19 protein-coding genes and 2 pseudogenes are annotated in these 20,418 nt (G+C 52.7%); 14 read left to right on the top strand and 7 right to left on the bottom strand.

Annotated elements, in window-relative coordinates; all coding sequences use genetic code 11:
• The first annotated feature begins 14 nt into the window (after positions 1–14).
• The 3 genes from SD961_RS15625 to SD961_RS15635 all read left to right on the top strand — a co-directional run bounded on the left by SD961_RS15625 (position 15) and on the right by SD961_RS15635 (position 3,257).
• On the top strand, positions 15–1,418 hold the full coding sequence (locus SD961_RS15625) for a glycoside hydrolase family 1 protein (protein WP_318791261.1): 1,404 nt from the start codon (positions 15–17) through the stop codon (positions 1,416–1,418).
• Entirely contained in the window at positions 1,411–1,713 is a 303-nt protein-coding gene (locus tag SD961_RS15630; protein WP_318791262.1) for a PTS lactose/cellobiose transporter subunit IIA, read from the top strand. Before SD961_RS15625 ends, SD961_RS15630 begins: the two co-directional genes overlap by 8 nt.
• Positions 1,714–1,874: 161 nt before the next feature.
• Entirely contained in the window at positions 1,875–3,257 is a 1,383-nt protein-coding gene (locus tag SD961_RS15635; protein ID WP_318791263.1) for a carbohydrate porin, read from the top strand.
• A 263-nt stretch (positions 3,258–3,520) separates the two neighbouring features.
• Here the strand turns inward: SD961_RS15635 and SD961_RS15640 are convergent, their stop codons facing one another.
• From SD961_RS15640 to SD961_RS15655, 4 genes are all read right to left on the bottom strand, one after another.
• Positions 3,521–3,937: a hypothetical protein gene (locus SD961_RS15640; RefSeq protein ID WP_318791264.1), complete on the bottom strand. Its 417-nt coding sequence runs from the start codon at positions 3,935–3,937 to the stop codon at positions 3,521–3,523.
• 38 nt (positions 3,938–3,975) lie between these two features.
• Positions 3,976–4,377 carry a nuclear transport factor 2 family protein gene (locus SD961_RS21735; protein ID WP_412916692.1) on the bottom strand — a complete coding sequence of 134 codons (402 nt, stop codon included), beginning with the start codon at positions 4,375–4,377 and terminating at the stop codon, positions 3,976–3,978.
• 120 nt (positions 4,378–4,497) lie between these two features.
• A complete protein-coding gene (locus tag SD961_RS15650) occupies positions 4,498–5,460 on the bottom strand; it encodes a quinone oxidoreductase (RefSeq protein ID WP_318791266.1) in 963 nt (320 codons plus the stop codon).
• Positions 5,461–5,566: 106 nt separating this feature from the next.
• Positions 5,567–6,316 (bottom strand): SDR family NAD(P)-dependent oxidoreductase, encoded by a 750-nt coding sequence (locus SD961_RS15655; RefSeq protein ID WP_318791268.1) that lies wholly within the window; start codon positions 6,314–6,316, stop codon positions 5,567–5,569.
• A 160-nt stretch (positions 6,317–6,476) separates the two neighbouring features.
• Between SD961_RS15655 and SD961_RS15660 the strand changes: the two genes are divergently transcribed.
• Positions 6,477–7,382: a LysR family transcriptional regulator gene (locus SD961_RS15660; RefSeq protein WP_318791269.1), complete on the top strand. Its 906-nt coding sequence runs from the start codon at positions 6,477–6,479 to the stop codon at positions 7,380–7,382.
• Positions 7,383–7,480: 98 nt separating this feature from the next.
• Here the strand turns inward: SD961_RS15660 and SD961_RS15665 are convergent.
• Positions 7,481–7,961: pseudogene (locus tag SD961_RS15665) on the bottom strand (zinc-binding dehydrogenase); the annotation flags it as partial.
• A gap of 51 nt (positions 7,962–8,012) precedes the next feature.
• On the opposite strand from SD961_RS15665, the pseudogene SD961_RS15670 reads away from it, so the two are divergent.
• From SD961_RS15670 to SD961_RS15680, 3 genes and pseudogenes are all read left to right on the top strand, one after another.
• Positions 8,013–8,402: pseudogene (locus tag SD961_RS15670) on the top strand (enolase C-terminal domain-like protein); the annotation flags it as partial.
• Between the two features lie 681 nt (positions 8,403–9,083).
• The gene (locus SD961_RS15675) at positions 9,084–9,599 is read left to right on the top strand and encodes an O-acetyl-ADP-ribose deacetylase (protein ID WP_318791271.1); all 516 of its coding nucleotides are present in this window, start codon (positions 9,084–9,086) and stop codon (positions 9,597–9,599) included.
• 455 nt (positions 9,600–10,054) lie between these two features.
• On the top strand, positions 10,055–10,594 hold the full coding sequence (locus SD961_RS15680; protein ID WP_318791272.1) for a DUF2058 domain-containing protein: 540 nt from the start codon (positions 10,055–10,057) through the stop codon (positions 10,592–10,594).
• A gap of 125 nt (positions 10,595–10,719) precedes the next feature.
• Here the strand turns inward: SD961_RS15680 and SD961_RS15685 are convergent, their stop codons facing one another.
• The gene (locus tag SD961_RS15685) at positions 10,720–11,418 is read right to left on the bottom strand and encodes an RluA family pseudouridine synthase (protein WP_318791273.1); all 699 of its coding nucleotides are present in this window, start codon (positions 11,416–11,418) and stop codon (positions 10,720–10,722) included.
• Between the two features lie 168 nt (positions 11,419–11,586).
• Between SD961_RS15685 and SD961_RS15690 the strand changes: the two genes are divergently transcribed.
• A complete protein-coding gene (locus SD961_RS15690; RefSeq protein ID WP_318791332.1) occupies positions 11,587–11,832 on the top strand; it encodes a DUF2543 family protein in 246 nt (81 codons plus the stop codon).
• A gap of 139 nt (positions 11,833–11,971) precedes the next feature.
• Positions 11,972–12,454, top strand: coding sequence for a cold shock domain-containing protein (locus tag SD961_RS15695; RefSeq protein ID WP_318791274.1), 483 nt, complete (start codon positions 11,972–11,974; stop codon positions 12,452–12,454).
• Between the two features lie 3 nt (positions 12,455–12,457).
• Here SD961_RS15695 and SD961_RS15700 read toward each other — a convergent pair whose 3' ends face one another.
• Positions 12,458–13,201 (bottom strand): NADPH-dependent F420 reductase, encoded by a 744-nt coding sequence (locus tag SD961_RS15700; protein WP_318791275.1) that lies wholly within the window; start codon positions 13,199–13,201, stop codon positions 12,458–12,460.
• Positions 13,202–13,311: 110 nt separating this feature from the next.
• Between SD961_RS15700 and SD961_RS15705 the strand changes: the two genes are divergently transcribed.
• The 5 genes from SD961_RS15705 to fabF all read left to right on the top strand — a co-directional run bounded on the left by SD961_RS15705 (position 13,312) and on the right by fabF (position 20,124).
• Positions 13,312–13,692, top strand: coding sequence for a helix-turn-helix domain-containing protein (locus SD961_RS15705; RefSeq protein ID WP_318791276.1), 381 nt, complete (start codon positions 13,312–13,314; stop codon positions 13,690–13,692).
• Positions 13,693–13,854: 162 nt separating this feature from the next.
• Positions 13,855–14,469: a TetR/AcrR family transcriptional regulator gene (locus SD961_RS15710; protein ID WP_318791277.1), complete on the top strand. Its 615-nt coding sequence runs from the start codon at positions 13,855–13,857 to the stop codon at positions 14,467–14,469.
• A gap of 88 nt (positions 14,470–14,557) precedes the next feature.
• Positions 14,558–15,667, top strand: coding sequence for an efflux RND transporter periplasmic adaptor subunit (locus SD961_RS15715; RefSeq protein ID WP_318791278.1), 1,110 nt, complete (start codon positions 14,558–14,560; stop codon positions 15,665–15,667).
• Positions 15,664–18,759, top strand: a complete 3,096-nt coding sequence (locus tag SD961_RS15720; protein ID WP_318791279.1) for an efflux RND transporter permease subunit — start codon at positions 15,664–15,666, stop codon at positions 18,757–18,759. Before SD961_RS15715 ends, SD961_RS15720 begins: the two co-directional genes overlap by 4 nt.
• A gap of 75 nt (positions 18,760–18,834) precedes the next feature.
• Positions 18,835–20,124, top strand: coding sequence for a beta-ketoacyl-ACP synthase II (fabF, locus tag SD961_RS15725; RefSeq protein WP_318791280.1), 1,290 nt, complete (start codon positions 18,835–18,837; stop codon positions 20,122–20,124).
• The last annotated feature ends 294 nt before the right edge of the window (positions 20,125–20,418 follow it).

Consider the following 20,418-nt stretch of genomic DNA (forward strand, 5'->3'; position numbering starts at 1 on the left):
TGGAGAGTAAAGCGATGAACTATACATTTCCTGAAAATTTCTGGTGGGGCAGTGCCAGTTCTGCCTTACAGACCGAAGGCGACAGCCTGGCAGGCGGCAAAAGTGCCACCATCTGGGATGTCTGGTATCAGCAGCAGCCCTGGCGCTTTCACCAAAACATCGGTCCGGCAAAGACCTCTACCTTTGTTCAATACTGGCAACAAGACATTTCGTTGCTTAAAAAGCTTAACCACAACAGCTTTCGTACTTCGCTAAGCTGGTCCCGCCTGATCCCGGACGGCACGGGTGAAGTGAACCCTGAAGCGGTCACGTTCTACAATAACGTGATTGATGAACTGCTGGCGCAGGGCATAAAACCTTTTATCACTCTCTTTCACTTTGATATGCCGATGGTGATGCAGGAAAAAGGCGGATGGGAAAACCGGGAAGTCGTTGCTGCATTCAGTCGTTATGCACAAATCTGTTTTGACCTTTTCGGCGATCGGGTGCTGCATTGGTTTACCTTTAATGAGCCGATTGTACCGGTTGAAGGTGGCTATCTTTATGATTTCCACTATCCCAACATCGTCGACTTTAAACGAGCGGCAACCGTGGCGTATCACACCGTTCTGGCCCATGCGTCGGCGGTAAAGGCCTATCGGGCTGGGGACTACAACGGTGAGATTGGCATCGTTCTGAACCTTACGCCCTCCTATCCACGTTCGCAGCATCCGGCAGATATCACCGCTGCCCATCATGCTGACCTGTTGTTCAATCGCAGCTTTCTCGACCCGGTATTGCGTGGCGAATATCCAGTCGATCTGGTAACGCTGCTACGTCAGTACGATCAGCTTCCGGCTTCGCTTCCGGGCGATAGTGAACTGATAGCAGAAGGGAAAATCGATCTGCTGGGTGTGAACTACTACCAACCACGCCGGGTAAAATGCCGTGACAGTGCGGTAAACCCCGCATCACCCTTTATGCCCGAGTGGTTTTTTGAAAACTATGAAATGCCGGGCCGGAAAATGAATCCTTATCGTGGCTGGGAAATTTACGAACCTGGCATATATGACATTCTGACTAATTTACGGGTTAATTACGGTAATCCTCGCTGTTTTATTTCTGAGAATGGTATGGGCGTTGAAAATGAGCAGCGATTTGTACAGGAGGGGATAATAAACGATCAATATCGTATCGACTTTATTGCTGAGCATCTTAAATGGCTGCACAAAGGCATAAGCGAAGGCGCCAACTGTCTTGGCTACCATATGTGGACATTTATCGATAACTGGTCATGGTGCAACGGCTATAAAAACCGCTACGGATTTGTGCAACTCGATTTAGTCAGCCAACGGCGCACCGTGAAAAAAAGCGGCGAATGGTTTGCCGCGACGTCGGCTAATAATGGTTTCAGTGAGCAGGAGTTAAATAATGATTGATTTAGAAGAGGCAGTGATGGAAATCATTGTGAACTCAGGACAGTCAAGAAGCCTGTGCTTTGAAGCGTTGCAGGCAGCGCGTCAGGGCAGCATCGGGGAAGCGCAAAAGCTGTTAAAAGAATCGGATACCTTTGCGCTTCGGGCACATAAAATGCAAACCAAATTAATTGAGCAGGATGCCGGCGAAGCGAAGCAACCGATGACGTTAATTATGGTGCATGCACAGGATCATTTAATGACGTCACTGTTAGCGCGTGAGTTATCTGCAGAGATTATTCATCTCTACCAGCGATAACTTATTGTTAATTAGCCGGAGCAATATACTTAACCCAATATAAACTAACCCTGACCTCTGTGAATAAAAAATAAAACAGCTCTCACGGGCACGGCACACTTTTGTGCCGCGTCCGGCGAGAACGCTATTGTCTGAAAATAATTAACTATATTGAGACAACAATGAAAAAAGATAAAATGCTTCCAGCCTCGCTGCTGGCGGTAGCTTCGCTTTGCTCTGCAACTGTGGCCGCACAAGAATTTACTCAGGAACAAATTGACGCCATTGTGGCAAAAGCCGTCGATAAAGCGCTGACGGAGCGGCAGGCCAAAATGGATGCAGCAGTGAACAAGCAGGCTGATGTCATCACTGAACCACAAAGTACGGCGCAATCCCCCGATTTAGCGATCCCTTTTGGCGTGAAGTTTACCGGCTACGCTCGTTATGGCGCGCAATACCAGAGTGGCGATCAGAAATATGTCGGAGTGGATGGCTCTTATAATGGTGCCTCGGCTATTGGACGCCTGGGTAATGAAGGTAATGGCGGCGAATTTCAGCTTTCCAAAGCATTCCGGGGCGATAACGGCGCGATTTGGGACGTTAACGTGATGATCGATCACTGGGGCGATGAGGTTAACCTCAAAAAAGCCTACGCAGGCGTAACCAATATTCTCGCCTCTAATCCTGACGCCTATCTCTGGGCAGGCCGCGATTTTCACCAACGACCCCAGCAGGGCATCAACGACTATTTCTGGATGAATCACGATGGCCAGGGTGCTGGTATCAAAGACTTTGACCTGGGTGGGGTGAAATTTGATGTCGCTGGCGTCGCTGCCGTTGAATCCTGTAGCCCGGAAGTCATGGATGATGAAGCGAACCCCTCACGTATTACCTGTACCGGCGGCTCGGGAACGGGCGATAAGGGAAATTATGCGTTGACCTCAAAAATTCATGGTATGAAAGTTGGCCCGCTGGATCTGGAGATCTACGCGAACTATGGATTTGACTCAAAAGCGGTTGAGAGCGAAGAGCGACTGAAAGCCTGGCAGGGCGCATTTGTATTGAGCCACACCGGTGATAAAGGTGTTAACAAAGTCATCGCCCGCTACTCCGACAATTCTGATAACAGCGTCTATAACAAAACCAATGACTTAAAAACCATTTATGCCAGCTTTGAAGGTAACTATAAATTCACGCAACAGGCGCAGGTGGAATATCTTCTCGCCTTCCATGACTACACCAACGATGCAGATGACAGCGATAACCGCAAAAACTACGGCGCCATTGTGCGTCCTATGTACTGGTGGAATGAAGTCCATTCAACCTGGCTGGAAGCGGGTTATCAGCGTGTAGATTATGATATGGGCGGCGATAACCATGGCTGGAAGCTGACGTTATCGCAAAACATTTCCATTGCTATGGGACCAGAGTTCCGGCCAATGCTGCGGTTCTACGTTACCGGCGGTGAAGTGGATAACAAACGCACGGCGCGCGTAAATGGCAGCGATGACGATACGCAACTCGACTCGTTCAACGTTGGCGCAATGTGGGAAGCCTGGTTCTGATCAAGGTATCAACAGACGGGCAGCATTTGAGATGTCGCTGCCTGCTGTAACGGTCCAGGGTAAGAGCCGTCCCTGTAAATCTACCTGGCCATTAAAAGTGTGCGATCCTTCTTACCAGCCAGTGGTCTGCAGAAGTTGCTCCCAGGTCAACCTCTGCGGGTTAATTTTCCTGCTCCCTGACAAATCACGATCTTTACGGTAATAGCCATGTTCAGACATGCCCACAATCACCGCCGTTAAACCTTCCGCTGAAGATCTTCTGGTTATTTATATCTCTGAGAAAATTTGTCTGACCGATAACGGGCAATTGTAGCGTTGCGAAAAGCGCTCACCCATAACTCATTGCCGACTTCAAGTCCGGTGGTTGCAGCGGCGTAAGTCGCCATCTTTTCACCATCAGCCAGAACCCGAACCGTCGCCAAAGTATCAGGTTCTACTTCAATGATTTTAAAAGGGACGAGGCAGATATTTCTGTCAAAAGCCACACACTTGAAAATGCTGGTAGCTGACTGAAGCTGACCTGTCACTATCAGCTTACCGTCACCGAACCAGCTCAAATTGTCTGGCTTCATACCAATGTTCACCTGAAGAGTCTTGCCTGTGCCTGAAGAAGTAGATAGCCGCAATATGCTCTCGGTATATTCAATAAAAACAAGGAATTGTGCGCTCCCGACATCCATGCCGGGCCTGGTTTCTTGCAATGGGACAGCTACCCGATTCAGCCTTGCGGTGGATCAAGTAGTATCCACAGCCGTGCGATCTTTCCATCGCTGATTTTCACCACATCGGTGCCGCTGAGGATAGTGGGGCCTCCTTCAGGGCCTGCACGCCATCGCAAATAACCCAGCCCGTGATGTCCGACTGCCGGGCCTTCAGCGACGAAAGAGAAATCAGCCCCGAACTGCTTCAGCAATGCACCCGCGACATCGCAGATCGCCTTGCGACCTGTCACAACGTCAGCAGGCTCGTACATAATTGGCTCAGCCGAAAACAATTCTTGTACCGCTGCACTCCGCCTCGAAGCATCCCGCTCGTTGAATACGCGCTCCAGGTTTGCGCGCAAGAGGGTATTGTAGTCAGGTTCGGCTGGAGTTCTGAGTGACTCATTCGGGTAGGTCATAAGGTTGCCTTTAATTGAGTTGGATACAAAGTAAGTTTGTGAACTGATTATTTGCCCCGGCCATGCAACGATCAGGTTGGAATAAGGGCAGAGCAAAGCTGTTTGCGCCTGGATGGAGCATCACGGGATCAGCAGAATCGAGCCGGTGTGCTTGCGCGCTGCAATGGCTCGATGCGCCAAAGCCGCCTCTTCCAGTCGATATCGGGAGATTTCCAGCTGACCCAGCGCCCCTTCCCGGAACCGCTCGAACAACTCTGAGGCAGCCATATCCTGGTTCTGCGAATTAATGTATTGCGGTGTAGAGGGCTGAAGGTACCGAATGCCACGCGCGGCCAGCAGCGTCATGTCCGCAACGGCGGCTCCGGAAGCGTTGCCGACATGAACCAGGTCGCCACCGTCTCGCAGCGCGCCGATTGAAGCATCCAGCGTTTGCCGACCGACCAGGTCATACACCACATCGACGCCATTGCCTCCGTTAACGGCTCTTATCGCCCCGGCCAGTTCTGGCTCATCCGAGCGCAACACGTGGTCAAGTCCCCATCCCTGCACAATGCGGGCCTTGTTTGCCGACCCCACCGTAGCGATGACGGAGGCGCCAATTGATTTTGCCCAGCGGGCGAGCAGGGAGCCTACGCCTCCGGAAGCGCCTTGCACAACTACGGTTGAACCTTCCCGAAGCGAATGGACCTGCCTGACCAGAACCCACGCGGTCAGCCCTTTCGACAGAAGCCCGGCAGCCTGCGCGCTGGATATGTCATCAGGGAGCTTGATCAGCGCGCTGGCATCAATCACGCGGCAATTAGAGTAGGCGCCGGACGCGAAGAAATACCCAACGCGATCACCAACCTTCAGGTGCTGCACCTGCAGACCAACCTCTTCTACGATACCGGCGGCTTCCACCCCCATGCTGAACGGCATTTGCACATTGAATGTGCCATCCCTGAACATCGTATCGACGAAATTGACGCCGATCGCTTGATGACGTATCAGCACCTGCCCGGGAGCGGGTTTTTCCAGGGTGAAAATTTCGTGGTGAAGAACGTCAGGAGCTCCCTGCTGGTAAATCCGGATGCGGTGATTCATGGCTGCCTCGTGTTGTGATCAGAATCGAAAAACCAGCTAAGATCCGCCGCCCTGTTCAGGGACGGCAGGACAAGTCGATCGGTAAATTCGCTTGTTGTGGTATCAATCAGGCGCTCTGACCGCCATCGACATTGAGTGTGGCGCCAGTGATGTAGGAGGCCTCAGGCCCCGCGAGAAAGGAGACGGCGGCTGCAATGTCCTCTGGCTGACCGTAACGTCCAAGCGCCGCCAGGCCCGCAAGAAACGGAGCGTGGTCGGCGGTCTCAGGGTTCATCTCGGTGTTGATAGCGCCTGGCTGGATGACGTTCACCGTGATGTTGCGCGGCCCGAGATCACGGGCCCAACCACGACTATAGGCAGCCACTGCGGCCTTGGTCGCAACATAATCCGCAGCACCGGGGAAGGGCACATGGTCGGCGCCGGTGGTACCCAGAGAAATGATCCGTCCACCGTCATTCATCAGGCCGACGGCAGTACGCACGGCGGTGACCACGCCCCCGACGTTCACCGCTTGTTGGCGATCAAATGCGGCGATGTCAGCATCAGGGTCACCGACCGGGCCTGTGACAAAAACCCCGGCGCTGTTGACAAGGATGTCGAGGCGACCAAAGTGCTGATGGACTTTTTTAACAAGAGCGGCCACCTGGGCGGTATCGCCCTGATCGGCTTGAATCGCCAGCGCCCGCACACCCTGGCGCTCAATCTCAGCCACAACGTTTTGTGCCTGTCCGGGCGATTTTGCGAAGCTGAATGCTACATGGGCGCCGTCTGCAGCGAGACGTTTAGCGATGGCTGCACCAATGCCACGAGAACCGCCCGTTACCAGTGCTACTTTATTTTGAAGTTGTTGAGTCATTGTCCGATCTCCCTTAAGCGCCATCCGAAATGGATGGCTTCGTTTCAGTGAGATCACTGTATGAGATAACAGTTTCGGGATAAACTAGCTAAAAAGCACACCACTGTTCCTGATATCGTGCTAATAAGGTGTTTTACTGAAACCAGACAAGGGCGGCGGCGTGGACTATTTCACGGCTGTAAAAGCATTTATTCAGGTGGTGGAAGCAGGAAGCTTCGTCAAAGCAGCACAGGCGTTGGATCTCCCGCGCAATACTGTTACCAAACATATTCAGTCGCTGGAGAGCCATCTGCGCGTGAAGCTGCTCAACCGCACCACACGACGCATTTCACTGACCAATGACGGCACTGCTTATTACGAGCGGATGGTACGGGTAGTTGATCAATGGCTGGAAGCGGAATCGGATCTGACCAGCGCGCAGGCACGTCCCCATGGAAAGTTACGGGTGGATATGGGCTCAACCATGGCGACGATGCTGGTAATACCGGCGCTCCCTGATTTTCAGAAACGCTACCCAGACCTTCAGCTGGATATCGGCGTGAGCGACAGGCCTGTCGACCTGCTGGGTGATCGGGTGGATTGCGTCATTCGCGGCGGCACCTTGAGCGATCCTTCGCTGATTGCCCGCCGCCTTGGCAGCCTTAAATTCGTGACCTGCGCAACGCCAGAGTATCTGGCGGCCCACGGAACGCCATTACACCCAGGCGACCTGGAAAAGGATCACCAGATGATCCGGTACTTCTTTGCCGGTACAAACCGGCGGTTGCCGGTAGAGTACGTCAGGGCTGAGGAACGCATCACCGTCGACGCGAACTATTTTGTTTCCGTGAACGATTCGAATGCTCTGCTTGCCGCCACACTGGCTGGCCTCGGCGTGGTGCAGACATTAATGTTTATGGCCGAACCCCACTTTAAGTCTGGCGCTCTGGTTCAACTGCTACAGGAGTGGTCAATGGAGCCGAATCCGATTTACATTGTCTACTCTCCCAACCGCCATCTCAGTGCGCGTGTGCGGGTTTTTGTAGCGTGGCTCGTCGGGCTGTTTGAGGCCAAAGGGTTGCGCTGAAGCGCATTAGTCCAGGTCTTGGGTATGCCAGTATCTCTGCGTTGCATCGCCAGCAGTTCTTTCCCTGGTTTACCGGCAACCGCGCGTGATTCACCATTTACCAGCAACGGACCAACAGGATAATTCACCTCCGCTGCACCCATGCCAGGCTGAACGATAATGCCGCCAGGCTGCAGTTTGCCTTTCATTACGCGGGTCAACCGCCGGGCTGGCACCCATCTTTGTGGCCAGCTCGCGGCAGCGTTCACTGATATCGGTCGCCACCACTTCTGTCGCGCCAGATGCCAGCGCAGCGGCAATCACCAGACAACCAATTGGCCCCGCACCGGTGCTCAATATACGCTTTCCGGTCAAATCACCTGCCTGACACACCGCATGAATGCAAATCGCCAGCGGTTCAGCAAAAGCGATCGCTTTAGCCTCAGCCCCGTCGCTGTAAGGCACGCACTGCAACGGATTGACCGCCACATATTGGGCAAAACCGCCGTTAACATGTAGAAAAAACTGCGCGCTGCCCATAAAACGCATTGAGCGGCAGAGATTTTGTTTCCCCTCCTGGCACAGCGTGCATTGCTGGCAAGCTGGCTAAAGCGCGCAACATTTAGCCGAAAGTAACGTCGCGCAGCCAGACGCACGGCATCTATTTTGATCCGGATGCATGTCAATACCATTGGCGGAATTATACCAGCGAAAAAAATCGCGACCTTTGCTGAGCTTTACGGTGTGCGCATCGCCTGGCATGGTCCGGGCGATATTTCTCCGGTTAGAGTGGCAGCGAATCTGCACATCGATATGAGCATTACCAATCTGGGTATTCAGGAATACACGCCAGTGAATGACGCGTTGCAGGACGTTTTCCCCGGTTGCCCGGAAACAGATCGGGGATATGCCTGTCTGAGCAGTCGTCCGGGACTGGACGCGGATATCGATCTGAAAGAAGCCGCAAAATATCCTGTATCCAGCGGCCTTCCTGACTGGACAAATGCGCGTCTACCCGATGGTACTGTAGTACGACCTTAATAAATCCCAGGATGAAGTACGTCATTATAAATAAATCGATTTCATTGCCCTTCATCACTGATCGAAACCTGAGGCAGGGCAGAGCTCATTACTTTGCCTTTTTCATCATCGCTAATATTTTTTGAATCAACGAATTATAAACGGATCAAGAGGGTTTTAACCCCATTTGGGGTTAGTGCGTCGTCAGCCGTGATAAAAGCATCAGCGCGACATCGGGATAATTTTTAGCGATTCAGTTAATTTCCCACAGAAGTCTCCCCGATAATGTGTTGGAAGGTCCGTTTTACCCTAACAGTACTGCCCGCCTGGCAAGAACAAGCCAGCTATGCGGATTGATATTCATTCGTAAACTTCGCATCGGTCTTCAGTTGTCGTAGTAAGGCTCATCAGATCTGACATTCAACCGGAGGATTTCAGTCTGATGTCAGATCCTGACACTCTTCACTCAGCGACCGGTAACGTCTGAAATGATGATGTCATTACCATCAGAGCTGCCGCTGAGGGTAATTTTATATGTATGCCCAGCCTCAGGCGTTACAGATGATATAAACTCAACTAACAGTTCTACCTTATAGTGAATGCATTGTTATCTGTTTCAAGTGAAGCAATGCTGCCTGATAGGGTTCAGCAGCCTGAATAACGATTAACCTGCCTGGCAAAAGTAAAAAAGAGTGAAAAAACATGAACAAAATAGCGTTAATACAAGGCGATATCACGAAAGTAGCTGCGCAGGCTATTGTGAATGCAGCTAACTCCTCGTTACTGGGGGGAGGCGGAGTAGATGGTGCAATACATCGTGCTGGTGGGCCAACGATTCTGGCAGAGTGTCAGGTAATCAGAGATCGTCAGGGAGGCTGTAAGGTAGGTAATGCTGTTATCACCAGGGGCGGTAATTTACCTGCTGATTATGTCATCCATACCGTTGGGCCACGCTGGCATGACGGTCATCAGCATGAAGATGAGCTTTTGAAAAATGCCTACCTGAGTTGCTTTAAACTTATTGATGAATATGATATCAAAACGGTTTCTTTTCCCAATATCAGTACCGGAATTTATAATTTTCCCAAAGAAAGAGCTGCTAAAATTGCACTGGATGCAATTACGCAGTGCGTGCGTGAAAATACCAAAATACAACAGGTTAATTTAGTCTGTTTTGATGAAGAGAACTACAACCTGTACTTCAAGCTAATGGCTTAAAATCCTTCCTGTCAATCGCTCCTTTTCCAGTCGCAACTCTTTGAATGCGCGGGCAGGTAATTTCCTGCCTCGGGCAGCATTTACACGAAAGTTATAATTTTAAGGTAAGTTAAAACGCTCCTCAGTACCGCCGCCGAATCATTCATTAAGCACTGCCAGCGTCCAGAAAGTGTAATCCCTTGCTCCTGCCGGTAAAATAATGCTCACCGAGGCGTGTTTAAAACCATTATGCAATAAAGGGTTAAATTAACAGCAGAGAGGTCACTGAACCTACACTCACTACGGCAGATCGGTGAGGCGTGTGGCAAGGCAATATAAGCAAAAAATTTTGACTCGCTAAGCCGCTCCCCCTCTGCTAAAACCAGGCCATGCCGCGAGCATGGCCTGTACTCTGGCACAGGTTCCGTAATTACAGGTATAATCCCATCCATGATTTAACGGGTTCAGGAACCAGAATGACAAAACTTACCTTACAAGAGCAGATGCTAAAAGCTGGATTAGTCTCCAGCAAAAAAATGGAAAAAGTGCAAAGAACCGCCAAAAAATCACGGGTGCAGGCGCGTGAGGCAAGGGCGGCAGTAGAAGAGAATAAAAAAGCGCAGCTTGAGCGTGATAAACAGCTCAGTGAACAGCATAAGCAGGCGGCTTTATCAAAAGAGCATAAAGCTCAGGTAAAGCAGCTTATCGAGATGAACAAGATCGACATTGCCAGAGGCGATATTGGTTTTAACTTCACCGATGGTAATTTAATCAAAAAAATCAGTGTTGATAAGGCTACACAAGCCCAGCTGATTAACGGGCGTCTCGCCATTGCCCGCCTGAGCGTTGATGAGAATGGCGAGAGCAAATACGCCATTATCCCCGCAAGCGTGGCCGATAAAATTGCCCAGCGGGATGCGAACAGTATTGTATTAAACAGCACGCTCAGTCAGGAAGAGCAGGATGAAGAAGATCCTTATGCTGATTTTAAAGTGCCTGATGATTTGATGTGGTAATTAACGGCTGGCAGAGGATTATGTATGAAAAGTCCCTCAGGACTTTTCATCAAAATTTTCTGTTCAGCCAGTTTATGGTTAAACGCAGGTTTTTATCGGGTTGCCACTCCGGCAGAGACTTGCTTTCAGAACGGGCTGGCACTACGTGCTTTGACCGGCTCTCCGCCAATGGGATGCACAAAATGCAGCTCGCTGGCGTGAAGCATCAGCCGCGGCGTCTTTTCGGTGCCCGGCAAAAGGCGACCGCCATAAAGGTCGCAGCCCAAAATAGGGTGACCCAACTGTTGGCAGTGAATGCGCAGTTGATGGGTTCGCCCCGTCTCCGGGGTCAGCTCTACCCGCGTCACCGGCAGCAAGCGCCTCTCTCCCAGATCATGATAAAAGCGCTCAACGACCCGATAGTGGGAGCGGGCTGGCTTGCCGTTGATTGCACAAATCGACATAAGGGGAAACAGCGCCGGGTCTTTGGCAATGGCTGCATCTATCGTCCCCTCATTGTTATGCAGATGTCCGCAGAGTAGTGCGCTGTAAACTTTGGTCACTGTGCGCTGGCTGAACTGCTGGCAAAGGGCAGCATTGACCGCTTTATTGCGGGCAATCACCATCAACCCGGAAGTCCCGAAATCAAGACGGTGGACCAGAGTGCAGCCGGGGAAGAGCTTTACCAGCCGGTAATGCACCGAATCAAGGTTTTGCGGATTTTTCCCGGAAAGGCTGAGCAACCCGGCGGGTTTATTGATCAGCACCAGGTGCTCGTCCTGATAGAGATTTTCGATCTTTTCATGGCACGGCGGAGCGATAAAGGTATCAATAATCTTCGACATCAGGCTACCCGGCGGGAAAGGGGGAGCGGATGATAGCGAATTTTAAGCTGGCTGGCGAATCGGCTCTTCCTCTGGAGGGATGCCTGAAAAAAGGAAATAATGATGATATTATTTGGCACTGGCTATGCAGGCCGCAACTGATACAGATCTTAACCCCGGGAATGAATGATGAACGAAGAAGTGCCAATTAAATTTTATGACATCGTGGATGAGTATTCGACAGAATGTGCAAAGCCGGTGGATGAGTCAGAACGTGGCCCTCTGGCGCGTTATTTCCAGCTGCTGTTCACCCGTTTAGAGAACAACGAAGAGATCAGTGAGGATGCGCAACAAGAGATGGCCGGTGAAGCGGGTATCGACGAGCAACGTATCGACGAGATAGCGACGTTTTTGAATCAGTGGGGCAATGAGTAACGCCTGCTGAGGCAAGTGTGGAAAAGGCGGAGGCTGTCTGTTTTTCTCTCACTTAAACCAAAGGCGTAGTCTGCGCGGGCAATGTGCTTTACACTGCGCGCTGAAAAAATTGAGCAGATAAACGATTAAGCAGGCGGTAATGGCGATGAACGGAACAATCACAACCTGGTTTGAAGATAAAGGTTTTGGATTTATCAAAGATGAAAACGGGGATAACCGTTATTTTCATGTGATTAAGGTCGCCAACCCCGAGCTGATCAAGAAAAATGCGGCGGTGACTTTCGAACCCACCACGAATAACAAGGGATTGTCAGCCTATGCTGTGAAGGTCGCCCCGGAAAGCAAATATATCTATATTGCAGGTGAGCGTATTAAGCTCACCTCGATCAAGTCTTACCTGGTTTACAGTGAAGAAGTTCCTGCCGAGACGCGTATTGATAAAGAGAATGCGGTGCTCTCTGTGGGTATTCTGATGAACAGCATCAAGCCAAAATCCGCCACTGAGACAGGTGAAATGCGCTCGCTGAAAAAGCTGGCTATCACTACCTTCCAGGGAACAACCTTAATCTTCTCGGAAGAGGAGATAGACGTAGATGCCACGGTGAAGCTGCTTAAAATCTGATAGTTACAACGGATTAAGCGAACGATTCATCGCTACAATAGCTTCATGGGTGGGATTGGCGCCCAGTTTGCCAAACAGCTCGGGCAGGCGATCGCGTTTCGCTGCCGCTTCGCCCCTGACGGCGGCAGCGAGGCCTTTTTTCATCTCCTGTGCATTGTAATCGCAGCAGTAGGCTGGCGTCGAAGGCTGTTGCCGCCATGACTCTTCCAGGGAGCCGGCATCGACAGGATCGAAACCGGTATCCTCCACCAGATTCATCACCACCTGTTTCTGCGTAACGTCATCGCCCGCTACGGCCACGGCTAAGCGTGATGGCGACCCTTTTGGCCTGCCAGACTCTGCAAGTGACCAGGCGAGAATATTGTTAAAGGCCTTAATCACTGGCCGGGAAAGTTGCTTCGACACCCAGATACTTTCACTCATTCCCCCATCAATTTCAGCAATGCGCGGATCGCGTAAGCCCGGATAGTAGTTACTGGTATCGATGAGCGGGACCGTGCCGGGAACGTTATCAAAAAGATCTTCGGGCAGCGATGCCAGGGCCGGTAATGGAATCGCTAAAACGATCGCTTCGGCTCCCTTAACTGCGCCATAAAGGTCTGCTGCTGTCGCCCCGATTTCATCAGCAAAATGCTGAACGCCCTGAATTCCCCGGGAATTTGCCACCCGCACCTGATGGCCAGCCGCGATAAGTTTGCGTGCAAGGGTGCCGCCAATATTGCCTGTTCCAATAATGCCTATTTCCATGTTTTTGCCCCTTGTTGGAAAGGTAAGGTGATAGTACTGGTCATGCTATGCCGTACAGATTAATATGGCAAGAACAGGTAAATAAGTAAGTAACACCCTAAAAGGTAAGTATGAAGCGAGAACGAATCTGGAACTGTGAAGATCCCGGCCAGCGAATGATATGGGCGGCAACCACTACCGAAGCGCTTCGGGTACTGGAGGGCAAGTGGAAAATCATCATCATCTGCCAGTTATTTGCGGCAAAAGGCCCGCTACGCTTTTCTGAGCTGGAGCGCCTGGTGACCGGCGTTAATCAGAAAATGCTTATTCAGCAGCTGCGGCAACTGGAAAGTGATGGCATCGTTGCCCGTACAGTTTATCCGCAGGTACCCCCAAGAGTTGAATATAGTCTGAGCGACATCGGTATCGCATTGGGGCCTGCAATGGAAGCGTTGATTGACTGGGCTGAAGAGAAGCGCCGTATCATGGCAACAAAGTCTGAGGCGGAATAAGCCCTGAGCACAAGTTGCCTTACCATGAATTCACAACCAACTTCTGATTAGCGTTCAGGAGCAGACAGGGAACAATGAAATTCCTTGAGTGAATCCGGCGTTGTGACTAAATTATATTTTAGTTACTCGTTTAATCAGAGTACGTTGAGCTAAGCTGGAAAAATGACTAAACACACAACTGTTAATCCCTCGCGTGGGCCATCGGACCACAGCATCCGCGATCGGGTCGTGGAAGCTGCAACAGAGCATTTCGGCCATTTTGGCTATGAGAAAACCACCGTCTCTGACCTGGCTAAAGCAATAGGGTTTTCAAAGGCCTATATCTATAAGTTTTTCGATTCCAAACAGGCAATTGGCGAGGTGATCTGCACCAACCGGCTGGCGATGATCATGACGTTTGTTAATTCTGCCATCGCCGATGCGCCTGGCGCCTCGGAAAAAATGAGACGTTTATTCAGGGCGCTGACTGAAGCCGGTAGCGATCTGTTTTTTCACGATCGCAAGCTCTATGACATTGCAGCGGTTGCAGCACGTGACAAGTGGCCTTCGGTAGAAAGGCATGAAGAGCGTCTGCGACAGCTCATCGAACAAATTATTCTTGAAGGGCGCAGGACGGGAGAATTTGAGCGTAAAACGCCGCTGGATGAGGCCGCACATGCGATATATCTGGTTATGCGGCCTTATATCAGTCCGGTTCAGCTGCAATACAATCTGGAGACGGCTTCAACAGCCGCTGCGCTGTTATCCTCGCTGATCCTGAGAAGTCTCTCACCCTGAGTGTGCTATCCTGAGGTTGTGACTATTGACATTATTGGTCACTGGTTTGAGAATGCGGCTACCGTCCTGTTAATCTTTAAGGTAACCCATGCTCAGGCTCACCCCTGCCACCGTTGCTATTTGCCTGTTGCCGCTTGCCCTTGTAGCCTGCGGCGATCCTTCTGCCACCGACGATCCTCGTAATCAGCCTCCTCTGGTCAGGGCTGCCACTGTGGTAAACGCGGTGGGCGCCTCGCGCGCCTTTACCGGCGTCGTTGTCGCCCGAACTCAAAGCGATCTGGGTTTCAGAGTGCAGGGAAAAATCCTTGAACGTCTGGTGGATACCGGTCAGGCCGTTAAAAAGGGGCAGCCTTTGATGCGCCTGGATCCCGCCGATCTCCACCTTCAGGCGCAGGCTCAGCAACAGGCAGTTGCTGCTGCGCGGGCGCGCGCCAGGCAAACCGCTGCTGATGAAGCTCGTTATCGCGGTCTGGTCACTTCAGGTGCCGTCTCTGCGTCGGCCTACGATGGGATAAAGGTGGCCGCAGAGACCGCCAGAGCAGAACTCAGCGCTGCCAGGGCACAGGCAAATGTGGCGCAAAACGCAACGGGCTATGCTGTACTGCTGGCCGATGCCGACGGCATGGTAATGGCTACGCTGGCAGAGCCTGGTCAGGTTGTTACCGCAGGGCAGCCGGTGGTCAGACTGGCCAGAGCAGGGCAGCGCGAGGCCATCGTGCAGTTGCCTGAGACGCTACGTCCTGCCGTGGGAAGCGAGGCTCAGGCAACGCTCTACGGTACCGGTAAACAGTTTGTTCCTGCAAGAATGCGCCTTCTCTCCGATGCGGCCGATCCGGTGACGCGCACCTTTGAAGCCAGATACACGCTTGAGGGTGCGCTGGCAGGCGCGCCGCTTGGAGCTACCGTGACGCTGTATATTGCAGAGGATAAAACCAGCCGCCAGGTACTACAGGTGCCGATAGCTGCCCTTTATGATCCGGGCAAAGGGCCAGGCGTCTGGGAGATTTCAGGAAAGCCCGCCAAAGTGTCATGGCGGCCCGTTCAGGTGCTGGCATTAAGTGACGATGCGGCAAGTGTCACCGGGAGTCTCAGGCCGGGAGAAGAGATAATTGCTCTGGGCGCGCATCTGCTGCATGAAGGTGAAGCGGTTCGAATCGCTGAACAGGGCAACGGCAGCGTCGCCAGGCTCCAGCCATGAGCAGCGGACGCTTCAATCTTTCAGCGCTGGCTGTTCGCGAGCGATCGATTACTCTGTTCCTTATCATCCTGATTACTGTCGCTGGTATTCTCTCGTTCTTCGGGCTGGGTCGGGCTGAAGATCCGCCTTTTACCGTCAAACAGATGACGATTATTTCTGCCTGGCCGGGCGCTACGGCGCAGGAGATGCAGGATCAGGTTGCCGAACCGCTTGAAAAGCGGCTGCAGGAGCTAAAGTGGTATGACCGCAGCGAGACTTACACCCGTCCCGGTCTGGCTTTTACCCTGCTTTCGTTACAGGACAGCACGCCGCCTTCACAGGTGCAGGAAGAATTCTATCAGGCACGCAAGAAGATGGGCGATGAGGCCAAAAATCTGCCCTCCGGTGTTATCGGCCCGATGATTAATGATGAATTCTCCGACGTCACCTTTGCGCTCTTTGCGCTCAAAGCGAAAGGGGAGCCACAGCGCCTGCTGGTCCGCGATGCGGAATCGATGCGCCAGCAGCTTCTCCACGTGCCCGGCGTGAAAAAGGTCAACATTATTGGTGAGCAGAGTGAGCGCATCTTTGTCTCGTTCTCCCATGACAGGCTGGCCACGCTCGGTATCGCTCCCCAGGATATCTTCTCCGCCCTCAACGGTCAGAACGTACTGACACCCGCCGGTTCGATTGACACCGCCGGACCGCAGGTCTTTATCCGCCTGGATGGTGCCTTCAACAAACTGGAAAAGATCCGCGAAACGCCGATTGTGGTTCAGGGCCGGACGCTGCAGCTTTCGGACGTGGCAACCGTTGAACGCGGCTACGAAGATCCGGCGACATTCAGGGTACGCAATCAGGGTGAGCCAGCGCTGTTGCTGGGCATCGTGATGCGGGAAGGCTGGAACGGACTCGATCTTGGTAAGGCGCTGGATGCGGAAACAGCCAGAATCAACAAGGGCATGCCACTCGGTATGTCACTGACCAAGGTTACCGATCAGTCCGTCAATATCAGCTCAGCCGTTGACGAATTTATGATCAAGTTCTTTGTCGCCCTGCTGGTAGTGATGGTGGTCTGCTTCATTAGTATGGGCTGGCGGGTAGGCGTGGTGGTCGCCGCTGCCGTACCGCTGACGCTGGCTGTCGTCTTTGTGGTGATGGAGGCCTCCGGCAAAAATTTCGACCGTATAACGCTGGGTTCTTTGATTCTGGCGTTGGGTTTGCTGGTGGATGACGCCATCATCGCCATCGAAATGATGGTGGTGAAGATGGAGGAGGGATACGATCGCATCAAAGCCTCCGCCTATGCCTGGAGCCACACGGCCGCGCCGATGCTCGCGGGCACGCTGGTGACAGCCGTTGGCTTTATGCCCAACGGGTTTGCCCACTCCACGGCGGGTGAGTACACCAGCAACATGTTCTGGATTGTGGGTATCGCCCTGATCGCCTCCTGGATAGTGGCGGTGGTGTTTACGCCTTATCTGGGAGTGAAAATGCTGCCGGAAATCAAAACGGTGCAGGGCGGGCATGCAGCCATTTATAACACCCGCCATTACAACCGTTTTCGCCGGATACTGACCCGCGTCATTGAGCGAAAATGGCTGGTAGCCGGCACCGTTATTGCCATCTTTACTGTCGCGCTTCTCGGTATGGGGCTGGTTAAAAAACAATTTTTCCCTACCTCGGATCGCCCGGAGGTACTGGTAGAAGTCCAGCTGCCGTATGGCACCTCTATTGAGCAGACCAGCGCCACCACCGCGAAAATTGAAGCGTGGCTGGAGAAGCAGAAAGAGGCAACAATCGTCACCTCCTATATCGGACAGGGTTCACCGCGTTTTTATCTCGCCATGGCGCCGGAACTGCCCGATCCCTCTTTTGCGAAAATAGTTGTGCTGACCGAGAGTCAGCAAGCGCGTGAGGCGCTCAAATTCCGGCTGCGAGAAGCGGCGGCCAACGGTCTGGCACCTGAAGCGCGCGTGCGCGTGACGCAGCTGGCATTTGGCCCTTATTCTCCTTACCCGGTGGCGTATCGCGTTATGGGGCCGGATCCAGCCACACTGCGTATGATTGCAGACAAAGTCGAAGCGGTGATGCAGAGCAGCCCGATGATGAGGAGCGTAAACACCGACTGGGGCCAGCGGGTGCCGACGCTGCATTTCACCCTCAACCAGAGTCGCTTACAGGCGGTGGGCCTGACCTCGACGGCGGTTGCTCAGCAGCTTCAGTTTCTGCTTTCAGGCGTTCCGGTTACCTCGGTACGTGAGGATATCCGCTCAGTGCAGGTTATGGCACGCGCAGCCGGAGATATCCGGCTCGATCCGGCAAAAATAGCGGGCTTTACCTTAGTCGGGGCTTCAGGTCAGCGCATTCCGCTCTCACAGATAGGGGAAGTTGAGGTGCGCATGGAAGAGCCTGTGCTGCGTCGGCGCGATCGTACCCCGACCATTACTGTGCGGGGGGATATTGCTGAGCGGCTGCAACCGCCGGATGTTTCCACGGCGCTACTGAAAGCGTTACAGCCTGTTATCGATAAGCTTCCGGCTGGATACCGCATTGAGCAGGCAGGTTCGATCGAGGAGTCAGGAAAAGCGACTAAAGCGATGGCACCGCTGTTCCCTGTGATGATCGCCCTGACGCTGTTGATTATCATCCTGCAAGTGCGGTCGATGTCGGCGATGGTGATGGTCTTCCTTACCGCGCCACTGGGTTTAATTGGGGTGGTGCCCACGCTGTTGCTCTTCAGCCAGCCGTTTGGCATTAACGCGCTGGTTGGGCTGATCGCGCTGTCGGGCATCCTGATGCGTAATACCCTGATCCTGACAGGGCAGATCCATCACAACGAGCAGGAGGGCCTTACGCCATTTGATGCCGTGGTAGAGGCAACCGTTCAGCGCGCCAGGCCGGTACTGCTGACGGCGATGGCCGCCATTCTGGCGTTTATCCCGCTGACACACTCAGTGTTCTGGGGAACGCTGGCCTATACCCTGATTGGCGGTACGTTTGGCGGCACCATCATCACCTTGGTGTTTCTGCCGGCAATGTATGCCATCTGGTTCAGAATCCGTCCCGGTGAACAGAAGCCTTCAGAAGAGAAGGCCCCTGCGCCATTGTGAGACTAAAACGGATCTCATCCCGTACCAGGATTTTACTATCCTGTTGATAGCGAACTGAATAAAGAGGTTTTAACCATGGTTCCTGAACACCATAAGCGAATAGTCGTTACCGGCTGCGGCACCATAACTCCGCTGGGATGTGGTACAGAGAAGGTCTGGCGCAGGCTGCTGCAAGGAGAATCTGGTATAAGATCTCTTCCTGCTGAAATTAGTGACGGAACAGGTGTTACCGTCGCCGGACAGGTTCCTGAGCTTTCCGAAGATCCCGAAGCAGGCTATGCGCCCGAGCAGTTTATACCGGCCAAAGAACGCAAGAAAATGGACCGTTTCATAGAATTTGCCCTTATCGCGGCGCAGGAAGCGCTGACTCAGGCTGGCTGGCAGCCCGCTAATGAACAAGAGCGAGAACGTACGGCAACCATTATCGCCTCGGGAGTGGGAGGCTTTGGTGCGATTGCGGAAGCCGTTCGCACCACCGATACGAGAGGCCCGCGGAGATTATCACCTTTTACCGCGCCCTCATTTCTCGCCAATATGGCCGCTGGCCATGTCTCTATCCGTTATGGTTTCAGGGGACCGATTGGCGCACCGATCACCGCCTGTGCAGCAGGAGTGCAGGCGATTGGCGATGCGGCCCGGCTGATCAAAAGTGGGGAAGCGGATATTGCCATTTGTGGTGGTACAGAAGCCGCAATTGATCGTGTCACCCTGGGGTGTTTTGCCGCTGCACGTGCGCTCTCCACCGGTTTTGCAGACAAGCCAGCCGAAGCATCCAGGCCTTTTGATCGCGATCGCGATGGGTTTGTTATGGCAGAGGGGGCGGGATTATTAGTAATTGAATCTCTTGAGCATGCGCTGGCACGCGGCGCGACCCCGCTGGCTGAACTGGTGGGATATGGCACCAGTGCCGATGCATGGCATCTCACCGCCGGTCCGGAGGATGGCAGCGGCGCCCGAAGGGCTATCGAGCTGGCTATGACTCAGGCTGGGGTAAAGGCTGAAGATATACAGCACATTAATGCCCATGCCACCTCAACCCCGGTGGGTGACAGAGGGGAGCTGGCGGCGATCCGCTCTCTGTTTGGCACGCATTCAGGCGTGGCAATCAGTTCAACCAAGTCAGCGACTGGTCATCTGCTGGGGGCTGCGGGTGGTGTTGAAGCCATATTTACGGTGCTTGCCCTGCGTGATCAGGTTATCCCACCCACGCTGAATCTGCATAACCCGGACGAGTCAGCCCAGGGGCTCGATTTTGTGGCGTTAAAGGCACGTAATGCTGCCATAACCTGTGCGTTATCCAACGGCTTCGGTTTTGGCGGCGTTAATGCCAGCGTTGTTTTTCGTAGATGGGATGCCACCTCCTGAAGAGATCTCAACTGCTTTCGTATTTTAAAACGACAATAGCTGAGTAAGCGCCCGCCAGGTCATCATCGTTTATTTTTATGCGGTAAAGAGATCATACTTATTAGTTCTGAACTCTGACTCTTTGCCGCGTAAATTCGTTAATACATTTCCTTTGTTCAGTTTTTATTCCCTGCAAACCTAAACTTCTCTCACGGCCTCCTGAATAGCTGAAACGATAAAGCAAATGGTGCTCTGCACCTCATTTATTAAGTAACAGTTCAATTTTCTTTCATTAATCTGTGATAATCAGAGCAT

The organism is Erwinia sp. MMLR14_017 (assembly GCF_033657285.1).
Taxonomy (GTDB): Bacteria; Pseudomonadota; Gammaproteobacteria; order Enterobacterales; family Enterobacteriaceae; genus Erwinia.